Origin of the sequence: Paenibacillus sp. OV219 (genome assembly GCF_900110075.1) — a bacterium.
Taxonomy (GTDB): domain Bacteria; phylum Bacillota; class Bacilli; order Paenibacillales; family Paenibacillaceae; genus Paenibacillus_Z.
The window spans coordinates 210,423-223,353 of the sequence record NZ_FOCJ01000006.1 but is presented as its reverse complement, the minus strand read 5'-3'; the positions used below and the strand labels follow the sequence as shown (position 1 = coordinate 223,353).

The window sequence follows — 12,931 nt, the reverse complement described above, 5'->3', positions numbered from 1 at the left end:
GAAAATGAATGAGCAGGTGAATGAACATTTGAATGAACTAGTGAATGAGCAAGGGCTAGTCCAAAAACAGAAACAAAAACAAGAACAGTTCAGTTCGGCTGAACTGTTGCAGCAATTCGGCTGGAACGCGGGTTGGGAGGCGAGCTTCTCTGCTGCGAGCGCTGCACTTCCGAAGGGTTGCATGCCTGCACGGGTTATCGCTCAATTCACGAATCAATATCGCATCATGACAACTGCTGGTGAGCTGTCCGCTGAAGTGAGCGGCAAGTTTCAGTTTCAGGCGAATACCCGGAGCGAGTATCCGGCTGTTGGCGACTGGGTCGCCGCTGCGCCAATGGATGGCGAGAAGCGTGCCATCATTCATAGCGTGCTTCCTCGTCGCTCCGCGATGATCCGCCGAGCATCGGGCAGCGTGCCTGAAGAGCAGGTCATCGGCACAAACATTGATACACTGTTCATCGTTGGCGCGCTTAATGGCGACTATAACGTGAGCCGGATTGAGCGTTATCTCGTCACAGCCTGGGAAAGCGGCGCGACACCTGTCGTCTTGCTAACCAAAGCGGATCTGTGCGACAACATCGAGCTGAGCATCGCTGAGGTCGAAGCTTCCGCTCCCGGTGTGCCGGTCCATGCGGTCAGCGCAGTTACTGGAATTGGCCGCGAAGCGCTCGCGCCTTATCTGCAGCCGGGCAGCACGATCGCCGTGACCGGTTCCTCCGGCGTAGGCAAGTCGACGCTGCTTAACTGGCTGGCCGGCGGTGAGCTCCAGCGCGTGCAAGGTATCCGCGAGGATGATGCGCGCGGACGCCATACGACGACGCACCGCGAGCTGTTCCCGCTTCCCGGGGGCTTCATCATGATGGATACGCCGGGCATGCGCGAGCTGCAGCTGTGGGAGTCCGATGGCGGCTGGCAAGAAGCATTCGCAGACATCGAAGCGATCGCTGCGAACTGTCGCTTCCGTGACTGCCACCACGAGCGGGAGCTCGGTTGCGCCGTGAGGGAAGCGCTGCAAAGCGGCGCACTTGAAGAGCGCCGCTTCACGAGTTATAAGAAAACCGGCCGCGAGCTCGCGCACCAAATGCGCAAAGAGCAATCGGTCAGCAAGCGCCAACAGAAGAGCGCAGACAAGCGTCGCGAAGCTCGCACTTCGTTCTCGAAGCTGATGATCAACGCGGATTGAGTCATCTTCAGCACACCTTAAGCCTGTAGTTTAATGAGTTTTCAACCAATGTAGATCCTTGGAGGACTCTCCTTTGCTCATCGGACGAGAATTCGCCCAATGTAGATCCCTGGAGGACACTCATCCGCTCGTTTGACCAGATCTCAGCCAATGTAGATCCCTGGAGGACTCTCTTTCACTCATTAGCCCAGATTTCAGCCAATGTGGGTCTCTGGAGGATCTACATTGACTTACCTCTTAGCAATGAAGTCCATCAACTAGCTTCTTCCCCTCCTTCCACCACTTTCCAACCCATGGTCCACCATACCAGCTACATTAGCAGAAATAGCTCGAAATCAGCAGTAGAGGTCCACATAACCAGCTACATTAGCAGAAATAGCTCGAAATCAGCATAAGAGGTCCACCAAACCAGCTACATCAGCAAAAATAGCTCGAAATCAGCAGTAGAGGTCCACCAAACCAGCTACATTAGCAGGAATAGCTCCAACCAGCTACATCTGCGGAACTGTCTTTGTCCTATCTACTTTTTCACTTGTATCCTCCCTTCATCTTCCCCCTCAAACAAAAAAAGCCCCAATCACCGCATCCTGACGCGGCAATTGGGACTCCTAACTAATTAATGGCTTTCAATTTATCTCCAGCTGCGGATGCTTGCCCGTGGGCTTGCTCTTTCGCTTGATTTTGGCTCGGCTTCGCGGAAGCTTCGAACCGTTTGCGTTCGGTTCGGTCGATTTGGACGACACGCCCGTCATGAACGGTAATTAGCACCGATCCGTATTCTAGTCCGTTCACCTGCGTCGCAATCCGTTCAATCCATTCTTGATCGAGCACTATTGGTTTCGCCATCTCGAATCCCTCCTAAGGTCGCTTCCTATATACTAAATCTCCGATACTCCTCTTCCCATGCATACCGCTATGGACTTCCTATCTCCATCCGCTATGATCTGCCCTCAAATATGAACAGGCAGTGGATCCACCTTCAACGGGTTTTCAACCATTGTTGCCGTCTTATCCGAGATGACGTATAGCCGGTGAATGAGCACCGACACTTCCTCACCTGGCTGCAGCGGCTCTTGATCTAACGAGCGATGCGCGGATAACCGGTTATGACCGACCTGAATATCCAGCTCCAAGTGTGCACCGCGGAAGAAAATATGCCGTACCTGGCCCTTCTCAGCAGCAGATGGGAACTGAATTTCCTGCTCGCGCCCAACCTCGACAAACTCCGGACGGACCAGCGCTCTGGCACCTGCAGCAATCGAAGTTCCTTCGAAGCCGCGCAAGCTTGTAGGCTGCTCCACCACGCTCGAGTGACCGATGAAGCCGGCAACGAAAGCCGTCTGCGGGTCCGTATAAATATGAACTGGCGAGCCTTGCTGCTCCAATCTACCCTGCTGGACAATAAGCATCTCATCTGCCACTTCAACCGCTTCATCTTGGTCATGGGTTACGAAGATCGACGTAATGCCGAGCGTGCTGATTAGCTGCTTCAGCCATGTGCGCAGTTCTTTGCGTACCTTGGCGTCGATCGCCGCGAACGGCTCATCGAGCAGCAGTAGGTCTGGCCTCGGGGCCAGCGCTCTGGCAAAAGCAACCCGTTGCCGCTGACCGCCCGACAGCTGATGCGGATAGCGGTGTTCGAAGCCTCGAAGCCCGGTCAGATCGAGCAGCTCGCCGACGCGTGCTTTAATCTCAGCTTTGCTCGTCTTGCGAATCGTTAAGCCAAAAGCGATATTATCAAACACCGTCATATGCTTGAACAATGCATAGTTCTGAAACACGAACCCGATGCCGCGCAGCTGCGGCTGGACATCGTTGACGCGCTTCCCGTTTATGAAGATGTCGCCCGAATCTGGCGTCTCCAGCCCAGCAAGCATCCGCAGCAGCGTAGACTTGCCACCGCCGCTTGGCCCGAGCAAGCCGATCAGCTTCCCGCGCTCAATCTGGAAGCTCACATCCTGAACCGCAGCATGGCTGCCGAATGACTTATTCAAATTCCGTACCTCAATGTGCATCGTCAGCACTCCTTTCCGGACTTTTCGCATTCGTTCTCCACTCGATAAAGCTCTTGATGATCAACGTCAGCACCGCTAGCATAACGAGCAGCGAAGCGACCGCGAATGACGCTGAGAACTGATATTCGTTGTACAGAATTTCAATGTGAAGCGGCAGCGTGTTCGTCTCTCCACGAATATGTCCCGATACGACCGACACAGCGCCGAACTCGCCCATCGCACGAGCGTTACAAAGAATAACGCCGTAGAGCAAGCCCCACTTAATGTTTGGCAGCGTCACGCGCCAGAAGATTTGCCAACCCTTCGCCCCGAGGCTTGCCGCTGCCTCTTCTTCCTGTACGCCCTGAGCCTGCATGAGCGGGATCAGCTCCCTCGCGACGAAAGGAAATGTCACGAATGTTGTAGCAAGCACGATGCCCGGCAGTGCGAAGAGAAGATGAATATTATGATCGGACAGCCACGGTCCGAAGAAACCTTGCGCTCCGAACAGAAGCACGAATACGAGACCCGAGATGACCGGCGATACAGCAACAGGCAGGTCGATCAGCGTAATGAGAAAATTTTTGCCCCGAAACCGGAACTTACTGATGGCCCAACCTGCTGCTACACCAAACACCGTATTAAGCGGAACAGCGATTAATGCGGTTGTTAGCGTCAACTTCAGCGCCGACAATGCATCGGGATCCCGAAGTGCTGCGAAGTACACGTCTGTGCCTCTCTTGAACGCTTCGATGAAGACCGACAGCAGTGGAAGCAGCACAACAGCTACAAGAAATAGAAGTGCAATTGAAATAAGTACAATTCGTACAGCTACCGACTCGTTAATATGTTTAGGCCTTTGTGCGGCCTTCTCCGTCAATGAAACCGTTACAGCTCCTGCCATATGTGTTTGTGCCCCCCTATGCCGTTACAACGCGGCGATTGCTCCGCCATTGCAAGTAGTTGATCAGAAGCAGCAGGATGAACGATACGATAAGCATGACCATCGCAATCGCTGTTGCACCTTTGTAATCGTACTGCTCCAGCTTGGTCATGATGAGAAGCGGCGCAATTTCCGTCTTCATCGGCATGTTGCCGGATATAAAGACGACTGAACCGTACTCCCCGATCCCGCGGGCAAAAGCAAGTGCAAATCCTGTCAGCAGCGCGGGAATGAGCTCCGGCAGAATGACCCGGCGGAACGTCCGCCAGCGGAACGCGCCAAGCATGACTGCCGCTTCCTCAATTTCATTGTCGAGATCCTGCAGTACAGGCTGCACAGTCCTTACGACGAAGGGCAATCCGATGAATATTAGCGCTAGCGTGATGCCGAGCGGCGTGAACGCGATCTTGAGGCCAAGTGGTTCAACTAGCTTGCCAACCCAGCCGTTAGGCGCATAGATTGCTGTGAGCGAGATGCCTGCAACCGCAGTTGGCAGCGCAAACGGCATGTCGATTAAGCTATCAATGAGCTTCTTGCCTGGGAAACGGTACCGCACGAGCACCCATGCAATGATGAGACCGAACACGAGATTCACGAGCGCTGCGTAGAAGGATGTCAGAAAGCTGATTTTGTAGGAAGCAATGACACGCGGGTTAGACACCGTATGCCAGAACTGCTCTGGGGTGAGGCCTGATGTCTTGATGAATATGCCGGCTAATGGAATGATGACAAGCACACTCAAGTAGAAAATCGTGAATCCTAGCGAGAGGCCGAAGCCAGGCAGCACACTGCGAGGCTTCGTACGCTTTGTAGTGGAACTTTTCATAGGTAGAATCAGCTCCTGTCGATCGCTTATGAGCCAGGCGCATAGATTTGATCAAATACGCCGCCATCTGCAAAATGTTTCTTCTGTGCTGCTGCCCAGCCGCCGAAATCGTCATCGATATTCAGCATCGGAATTTCCGGGAATTGATCAGCGAATTGCTCTGCTACGGATGCAAGCTGCGGACGGTAGTAGTTCTGAGCGACGAGCTTCTGAGCCTCTTCGGTATACAAGTAGTCAAGGTAAGCTTCTGCTACTGTACGAGTGCCTTTCTTATCGACATTCTTATCGACAACCGCTACCGGCGGCTCTGCGAGTATACTGATCGACGGATAAACGATATCGAATTTATCTTCGCCAAGCTCCTTGACGGATAGCAGCGCTTCGTTCTCCCAAGCGAGCAACACGTCGCCGATCCCTTTCTCTACGAATGTCGTTGTCGAACCGCGTGCTCCGGAATCCAGCACCGGCACATTCTTGAAGAGTGCGGAGACGAATTCCTTCGCTTTATCTTCATCGTCATTGTTCTGCTTCAGGGCGTAGCCCCATGCTGCGAGATAGTTCCACCGTGCGCCGCCACTCGTCTTCGGATTCGGCGTAATGACCTGAACGCCAGGCTTGATAAGATCGTTCCAATCTTTAATGCCTTTCGGGTTACCTTTGCGTACGAGGAATACGATGGTCGATGTATATGGCGAGCTGTTGTTGTCGAACTTCTGCTGCCAGTCTTTATTAATGAATCCTTTATCGGAAATCGCATCAATATCATATCCGAGTGCGAGTGTCACGACATCGGCTTGCAGTCCGTCAATTACCGCTCTTGATTGAGCACCTGAACCAGCATGCGACTGCTTGATCGTAACTTCTTGGTTATGCTCTTGCTTCCAATACTCTGCAAAAAGTTTATTGTAAGCTGCATACAGCTCGCGTGTCGGGTCATAGGAGACGTTCAGCAACTCCACTGGACCTGCCGCTTCTGGTGCTGCATTCGCTGAATTATCGGTGTTAGTTTCCGAATTCACATCATTCGTTGCCGTTGTCGTATTCCCGGAGCTTGAATTGGTGTTCGATTTGTTGCTCGAATTGCTGTTTGCATTCGCATTGTTTGGCGGGTTTTGATCCCAGCCGCAAGCGGTCAATGCAAGTGAGAATACGATGAAGATTAACAGGGCGTGAAGCGGGTTGGCATTTCTCTTTTTCATGTTTGTCATGTAAAAGCACCTCTCATCATCTTTATACAGATAACTAACCTTCGCTTTACGCCGTGTTGTACGGTAGTAAAATTAGAATTAATCCTACCTGTTTAGTTGGTTTATATTTGAATCATAGCAACGGATAAGCTTTGTTGTCAATCAGTTTTTTAACATATTTTATGAAACGTATAAGCCTTTCTTATATAAAGAGTGGTCTACCTCTGAAATTCGCCTCGAAAATAAAATTTCAATTCATAGTTGACAGGTTGGAATTGTCAGATTATGATAAATCCATCGAGCCCACCGGACCACCGGAGGCCTTGGCAACATGCAGCATGTTTCGTTTATTCGACGCATGCACTGTTATTTGCCGGGGCCTCCTTTTTATTTGTACATAAAGTTGGCCAGGTGGAACAACGACAAACTTTAATCAGGGGAGCGTAACAAACATGAAGAAAAAACTGCTGCTTACGATCACGATTCTGGCACTTATCCTTACTCTAGCCCAACCGGGCTTCGCTGCAACGAAGCCGAGCAAGCCGAATGTTGAGCTGCTCAATGTCTCTTACGATCCGACCCGCGAGCTGTATGCGCAGTACAACCAAGCATTCTCCGCATACTGGAAGAAGAAAACCGGTCAGACTGTAACGGTTAAGCAGTCCCATGGCGGCTCCGGCGCACAATCGCGTTCGGTAATCGACGGTTTGGAAGCAGACGTCGTTACACTTGCACTCGGCTACGATATTGATGCTATTCAGAAAGCAGGCTACATCAAGGACGGCTGGCAAGCTCGTTTCGCTAACAACAGCTCGCCGTATACATCGACCATCGTCTTCCTGGTTCGCAAGGGCAATCCGAAGAAAATCAAGGACTGGAACGATTTGGTCAAGAAGAACATCTCCGTTATTACACCGAATCCGAAGACAAGCGGCGGCGCGCGTTGGAACTTCCTCGCAGCTTGGGCTTATGCCTTGAAACATAACGGCCACAGCGAAGCGAAAGCGACAACTTTCGTTAAACAACTGTTCAAGAACGTGCCTGTACTCGACTCTGGCGCACGCGGCTCCACAACTACTTTCGTAGAGCGCGGTATCGGCGACGTTCTGCTCGCTTGGGAGAACGAGGCTTACCTGGCGCTGAAAGAGCATCCGAAAGACTTTGAAATCGTAACTCCTTCCTACAGCATCCTGGCAGAACCGCCTGTCGCAGTCGTGAACAAGAATGTCGACAAGCATGGTACACGCGATATTGCCAAAGCATACCTTGACTATCTGTACACGACAGAAGGTCAGCGCATTATCGGTAAAAATTTCTACCGTCCAACGAATCCGAAGATCGCAGCTGAGTTCTCGAAGAACTTCAAGACTCTCGAGCTGACGAATATTAAAAACTTCGGTGGCTGGCAAAAAGCACAAACGAAGTTCTTCAGTGACAACGGCGTCTTCGATAAGATTTACCAACCATAATAAGCAAGTTACAAGAACCCGCACATCATTCGACATTCGATGTGCGGGTTTTTTTGTCTTGTTTACCGAATAGGAGCTGCGCTTCTTCCTCACTTTATAAGGTGAAAGGAGTTTTGCTATAAAATGTCTCCCATTCGAATGAAACTGTTACGAGCAGCGGTCACTGCTTCCCTTCTTCTCGGACTTCTGTCATCTTCGTACGCCCCATCACCTGTTCATGCACGGGTCACGCCTCCTCCTCCGCCAACAGGCCATGTCAAAGTGCAGCTGCTCGGTATTAATGACTTTCACGGACAATTGGACTTCAGGGCGATAGCCGGAGACACAGTTGTAGGCGGAGCCGCATACTTGGCTGCGTACCTCAAACGATATAAAATGACGAACCCGGACAATACCTTGCTCATACATAACGGTGATGCGGTTGGCGCAAGCTCGCCTATATCTTCGCTTGAGCGGGATAAGCCTACACTCGACTTTTTAAACATGCTCGGCTTCAAGGTAGGAACACTGGGCAATCACGAGTTTGACCAAGGGGTACCGGCAATGATGGCACAGTTGAATGGCGGCATGGACCCCATCAATCCTGACATTACGCATTCGCACACGAATATCGACTATGTCAATGCCAATGTCATTGAGAAGGCTACGGGTAAGACGATCATAGCGCCTTATGTCGTGGAACAGGTTGGCGGGGAGAAAATCGGATTTATCGGCGTCGTGACGATGTTGACACCAAGCAAAGTATCACCTTCGGCACTTGAACCGGTCCATATGGTGGAGCAAGCGACGGTAGTTAATAAGGCCGTTGTAGCATTGAAAGCACAAGGCGTCAAAGCAATTGTTGTCCTTGCTCATGATCCTGCATCGCAGAGCGGCAAGTCGATTACTGGCGAAGCGGCTGACCTCGCGAACGCTGTAGATGATGAGGTGGATATTATCTTTGCAGGAGACAACCATGTGAAAGTGAACGGTTACGTAGACAACAAGCTTATTTTCGAGGCCTACTCTTACGGTATCGCTTTTGCAGATGTAGATCTTGAGATCGATCCGGCAACACATGACATCGTCAAGAAAGAAGCAACAATCGTTGATGTGAAGCAGGTGAATATAAAACCTGATACAGAGGTTGCTGCATTCGTTCAAGCTGCTCTGGACAGGCATCCTGAGCTATCCCAGCCAGTAGGTACAGCGGATCAGGTCTATTCGAATATAAACGCTCATACTGAGGAGATCGCATTAGGCAGCTTAATCGCCGACGCGATGAAGGATTCTATGCATGCTGATTTTGCGTTCATGAATCCAGGCGGTATTCGTGCTGATTTACCGCGGGGAAATGTACTCTATTCCGATCTGTACCGCATCCAGCCATTCGGCAACCAGCTTGTGAAGTTGACGCTGACAGGCGCTCAGATCAGGACTCTGCTTCAGCAGCAGTGGGGAGATACGCCAAACAAAATAAAGACACTGCAAATCTCCGGCCTCAAATATACAGCGGACTTCAGCAAGCCTATTACAAAGCGTGTCATTTCTCTAACGAAGGAGGACGGGATAACAATCTCCGATTCGGAAGAATACTCGGCTGTCGTGAACAACTTTATGGCATCTGGTGGTGACAACTTTACCGTAATCATGCAAGGCGCCAACCCAGTTGCGGGAGTTACGGATATCGACGCTTTGTACAATTACGTACTGAAGACGTTTAAGCACGGCACGATTACCGCGTCTGTGAAAGGACGTATTACAAACCTGAATGTAACGAACGTCAAATAGGACCTCCATCTCTGGAGGTCCTTGCTATCTGTATGCCTATTGAATGTTCGACATCCATTGTCCAATGGTCTGCAAAGCAGCAAGATCGGTGACAAAGCAGGCACGCGATGCAAGGCGAAGCTGTTGGAAGAGCGGTATCGCAAGCTCTTCTTGCTGAGTCAGCGTGCTGACAGATGAGTACCCTCGTACGAATTCCCGAGTATATTCCTTAATATCCTTGGTATTGCCATGCAGCGTCCAGCAGCCGATATCATCAGCAACACTGCCGAATCGAACACCGCCCCAATCGATCATGCCTGTGACAACATTATCTTCGACTAATAGCTCCGGTCCATCACCGCGAATAAGCTGCTTGCGCGAATTTGACTCTCCATACCATTCCCGTACGGCTTGGATAGCTGAAGCGATCATCTGCCTTGTACTTTCAGGCTGTTCAGGCAAGATCCCTTGTTCCATATATCCACCCAATACGTCTTCTGCTGCCCATCCACCAGAAGTATCGGTATGTTGCAAACTCACATGTATCTTCGCTAATATCTCACCTAATACATGTGGCTCGAAATCATGCATAGATGCAGGCGTACCACTCACATGACGTTGAACAGCCATTATCCACTCATCAGATCCGACGTATATTCTTGCACTGACTTCCCCCGATCCCGTAACAATCGGAGATCCGGCCGTAATACCTGATTCCTCTACTGCCAAGCTAGCACGTAATCCAGCGTTGAAATGTTCGCTTTCATCGCGAGCTAATTTGACGATTGCATCATTAATTCTCCACACTCGTGATGTAGTACCTGCCGCAAGCGGGTGAAGCTCATCATTGATCTCCCACAAATTCAGTAGTGCCGCTCGAACCGCATCCTCAGTCGTTTGATCATCCATTGGAATCGAACTTCCGCCTGTCGAATGACCGGTTGCGATTTCGGCTGTAATGTGTCCTGCATCTTTTTGTTCTTCGCTCAAACTACGATCATCTCCTATTTGCTGCTTTATATAAAACACAAAGAGCCCTGTATATCTCAACTTCATACAGGGCTCGATGCAGACTGCTAGTATTCTATCAGATTGTTCTCAACTACCTCTTCATTCGCGGATAGCGGTATACGGAACGTCTTAATCTCACATGCTCCAAATACCACATCCCACTTCCGTCCGAGCATCGGAATCTCGATCGAAGTAGTCGCTTCTTGGCCTGAAGTTTCGTAACAACGGAGTATATATCCCTCTCCGTCCTCTGCTTTCTTAAACGCAGTCACGATAAGCTGATCCGATGAAACGTGAATGCCAGCGAAGCTTTGCGGCAGCGTACCTTCATGGTATGTCTCCACAATCGACACAAGCGGCACATTGAGCTCATTGGCTTTCTTGACCACCTGAGCATCCTGCCAGCCACCTACATGAGGCACCAAGCCGTATTTGAACTCCTGAACGCCTTGATCCATGAATTCGCACCACTCGTCTCTTACGCCGAAGTGATCTGCGAATATCGGACTGCGAACGACTGTCATCCTGAGATCGTTATCAAGTACATCCGAGCTGTACTTACTGTCATTTACTACTGACAGACCATACAACTTCGATGTTCCTGCCGCCAATCCAGTTACGTCAATCCACTGCTGCCCCGGTTCTTCTTCACCGTTGACAGGGCGCTCGATATGTCCATATGGAATTTCATAGGTTGCCTTAGGTTGCTCCACGTTCACAGGGAATGAAAGCTTAAGCATCTTATGCTCTTCACGCCAGTCCAATTTGACTTGAACTTCAATCTCTGGCCGGTCATGGTAGAGGATAAAATCTTGCCGCAGTACGGAGCGATTATAACGACTCGTCACCCGAAGTCTTGCACGAAGAGGCCCTCGTTCCATTAGCCGGATCTCGGCATCAGCGAATTTGGCGATTTCGTTCCGGAATTGGAAGATTCCGTGACTCCATGTATCACTGTCATGTTCATCGATGACAACCGGAACTGCTCCACTACCTGAAAGCACATCAAGACCAGACCGTTTGTCAGTCAGCTTCTTGATATAGCCGGTATGAGATTCCAATTCCAACCGGATATAATCGTTCTCCAGCACATTGTCTTCCGTATGCAGCACAAGATTGGAAGCTTCCGCTTCCTGCTGCTTATCTCTGTATAACCAGTAGACGCGGTACCCTAGCGCAGGAATATCACCCATGAACAAAGTATCATACTTGTCATCGGAGCCATTGGTTCTCGAGCCTCGCACTCTCTGCGTGAGGATCGGAGTTCCCTTGTCGTCTGTGACACCAGCCACATTCTTATTCACTTGAACAGGCGCTTTAATATCCCAAGAGTGCGGGTTGAACACGACTAGCGGAATGCCTTTGTCGTCTTGCTCCCATAGCACCCAGTCCTTATCTTTGCTTAGCGGAGTAATGCCTTCTTTCATCGTATCAATAGACCACGATATTTTTTGAACAGCTGCATTGAGAGTAACCGCAGCGATCTGAAGCGACTCGCCGTAGGCTTCCCTGGCATCTCGGTAAGCTTCCTTAATGCTGCAGCCTCCCATAATATCGTGAAAATGATTGAACATGACATTCTTCCAGCCTTGCTGCAGCTTCTGGTCAGGATATGGCAGCGAGAGCAAATGATGGGCTAGGCTTGAGAATTTCTCTGACGTCAGCAATCGGTGTTCAGCACGCCGGTTATCAGCTTTCGATTCAGAGTGAGTCGAATAGCATCCGCTTGCATGATGCTGCAGATCATCGCGATGTACCGGGATAGAATCGCTATACAATTCGCTCATCTCAGCAAAATACTGGTTAGGCGAACTGAGGACTATGCGATCCGCCCCTAGCTCTTCCTGAAGCTGGTGAACCGAATGCAAATTAGCAATCGTCGGTCCGCCACCATGGTTGCCTACGCCATAGAAATTCATATACCCAAGCCCATGCTCATCAGCTAATGCCGCTACAGCACGCGTCTTTTCTACGACGGCATCCCCCGTCTTCCACCAGTTACCGTAACTGAAAGGAATCCGGAATGTCATCACACGGCTGCCGTCAGCGCTTTGCCACCAGAACAAATCGCTATCCATTTCCTTCTCATGCTGTCCTGGACGCATGAACACATAATAATCCATACCGCTCTTCTTGAGAATTTGCGGCAGCATGCCATGGTGCCCGAACGAATCGACATTATAGCCGACATTGGCGGTTACTCCGAATTTCTCCATAAAATATCTCTGGGAATACAGGCTATGTCTTGCGAAGGATTCTCCTGATGGGAGATTACAGTCGGGCTGGATCCACCAGCCCCCGACGATAACCCATCTTCCTTCCTTGACACGCTCCCGGATTTCCTCGAACATCTCTGGAGCATTCTCTTCCACCCATTCGTAGTAAGCAGCACCGGCACAAGTGAAGATAAAATCGGGAAATTCCTTCATCCGGTCAAGCGCAGATCGGAATGTCGCCTTGATTTCCGCATAACCTTCTTGCCACTGCCATAGCCATACTGGATCCAAATGCGCATTACCGATCAAATGGATGCGAGTCCGTTCAGACATTATCTATTTCCCACCTTCGA

General features: G+C 50.5%; 10 protein-coding genes. 3 read left to right on the top strand and 7 right to left on the bottom strand.

Features of this window, described 5'->3' with window-relative positions:
* Nucleotides 1-4: 4 nt before the first annotated feature.
* Nucleotides 5-1,183 (top strand): ribosome small subunit-dependent GTPase A, encoded by a 1,179-nt coding sequence (rsgA, locus tag BMY11_RS16785; protein ID WP_256217568.1) that lies wholly within the window; start codon nucleotides 5-7, stop codon nucleotides 1,181-1,183.
* A 612-nt stretch (nucleotides 1,184-1,795) separates the two neighbouring features.
* Here rsgA and BMY11_RS16780 read toward each other — a convergent pair.
* From BMY11_RS16780 to BMY11_RS16760, 5 genes are all read right to left on the bottom strand, one after another.
* Nucleotides 1,796-2,029 carry a YezD family protein gene (locus BMY11_RS16780; protein WP_090578451.1) on the bottom strand — a complete coding sequence of 78 codons (234 nt, stop codon included), beginning with the start codon at nucleotides 2,027-2,029 and terminating at the stop codon, nucleotides 1,796-1,798.
* 104 nt (nucleotides 2,030-2,133) lie between these two features.
* Nucleotides 2,134-3,198, bottom strand: a complete 1,065-nt coding sequence (locus BMY11_RS16775; protein WP_090578448.1) for an ABC transporter ATP-binding protein — start codon at nucleotides 3,196-3,198, stop codon at nucleotides 2,134-2,136.
* Entirely contained in the window at nucleotides 3,188-4,081 is an 894-nt protein-coding gene (gene cysW / locus BMY11_RS16770; RefSeq protein ID WP_090578445.1) for a sulfate ABC transporter permease subunit CysW, read from the bottom strand. The genes BMY11_RS16775 and cysW overlap by 11 nt, the downstream gene beginning before the upstream one ends.
* Nucleotides 4,082-4,097: 16 nt before the next feature.
* The gene (cysT, locus tag BMY11_RS16765; RefSeq protein WP_090578442.1) at nucleotides 4,098-4,946 is read right to left on the bottom strand and encodes a sulfate ABC transporter permease subunit CysT; all 849 of its coding nucleotides are present in this window, start codon (nucleotides 4,944-4,946) and stop codon (nucleotides 4,098-4,100) included.
* Nucleotides 4,947-4,972: 26 nt separating this feature from the next.
* Nucleotides 4,973-6,145 carry a sulfate ABC transporter substrate-binding protein gene (locus BMY11_RS16760; protein WP_371262864.1) on the bottom strand — a complete coding sequence of 391 codons (1,173 nt, stop codon included), beginning with the start codon at nucleotides 6,143-6,145 and terminating at the stop codon, nucleotides 4,973-4,975.
* A 440-nt stretch (nucleotides 6,146-6,585) separates the two neighbouring features.
* Between BMY11_RS16760 and BMY11_RS16755 the strand changes: the two genes are divergently transcribed.
* Complete coding sequence (locus BMY11_RS16755; RefSeq protein WP_090578441.1) at nucleotides 6,586-7,602, top strand: sulfate ABC transporter substrate-binding protein; 1,017 nt, start codon at nucleotides 6,586-6,588, stop codon at nucleotides 7,600-7,602.
* Between the two features lie 123 nt (nucleotides 7,603-7,725).
* Nucleotides 7,726-9,372, top strand: a complete 1,647-nt coding sequence (locus BMY11_RS16750) for a bifunctional metallophosphatase/5'-nucleotidase (RefSeq protein WP_090578438.1) — start codon at nucleotides 7,726-7,728, stop codon at nucleotides 9,370-9,372.
* A gap of 36 nt (nucleotides 9,373-9,408) precedes the next feature.
* Here BMY11_RS16750 and BMY11_RS16745 read toward each other — a convergent pair whose 3' ends face one another.
* Together BMY11_RS16745 and BMY11_RS16740 are read right to left on the bottom strand one after the other, a co-directional pair.
* Nucleotides 9,409-10,341, bottom strand: a complete 933-nt coding sequence (locus tag BMY11_RS16745; RefSeq protein ID WP_090578434.1) for a phosphotransferase enzyme family protein — start codon at nucleotides 10,339-10,341, stop codon at nucleotides 9,409-9,411.
* 86 nt (nucleotides 10,342-10,427) lie between these two features.
* Complete coding sequence (locus tag BMY11_RS16740; protein ID WP_090578430.1) at nucleotides 10,428-12,911, bottom strand: alpha-mannosidase; 2,484 nt, start codon at nucleotides 12,909-12,911, stop codon at nucleotides 10,428-10,430.
* Nucleotides 12,912-12,931: the final 20 nt, after the last annotated feature.

Bases quoted from the DNA above. Each gene is read 5' to 3' on its own strand.
- BMY11_RS16780 (WP_090578451.1), bottom strand. From the start codon at position 2,029: ATGGCGAAACCAATAGTGCTCGATCAAGAATGGATTGAACGGATTGCG.
- rsgA (WP_256217568.1), top strand. From the start codon at position 5: ATGAATGAGCAGGTGAATGAACATTTGAATGAACTAGTGAATGAGCAA.
- cysW (WP_090578445.1), bottom strand. From the start codon at position 4,081: ATGGCAGGAGCTGTAACGGTTTCATTGACGGAGAAGGCCGCACAAAGG.
- BMY11_RS16760 (WP_371262864.1), bottom strand. From the start codon at position 6,145: ATGAAAAAGAGAAATGCCAACCCGCTTCACGCCCTGTTAATCTTCATC.
- BMY11_RS16755 (WP_090578441.1), top strand. From the start codon at position 6,586: ATGAAGAAAAAACTGCTGCTTACGATCACGATTCTGGCACTTATCCTT.
- BMY11_RS16750 (WP_090578438.1), top strand. From the start codon at position 7,726: ATGTCTCCCATTCGAATGAAACTGTTACGAGCAGCGGTCACTGCTTCC.
- cysT (WP_090578442.1), bottom strand. From the start codon at position 4,946: ATGAAAAGTTCCACTACAAAGCGTACGAAGCCTCGCAGTGTGCTGCCT.
- BMY11_RS16775 (WP_090578448.1), bottom strand. From the start codon at position 3,198: ATGCACATTGAGGTACGGAATTTGAATAAGTCATTCGGCAGCCATGCT.
- BMY11_RS16740 (WP_090578430.1), bottom strand. From the start codon at position 12,911: ATGTCTGAACGGACTCGCATCCATTTGATCGGTAATGCGCATTTGGAT.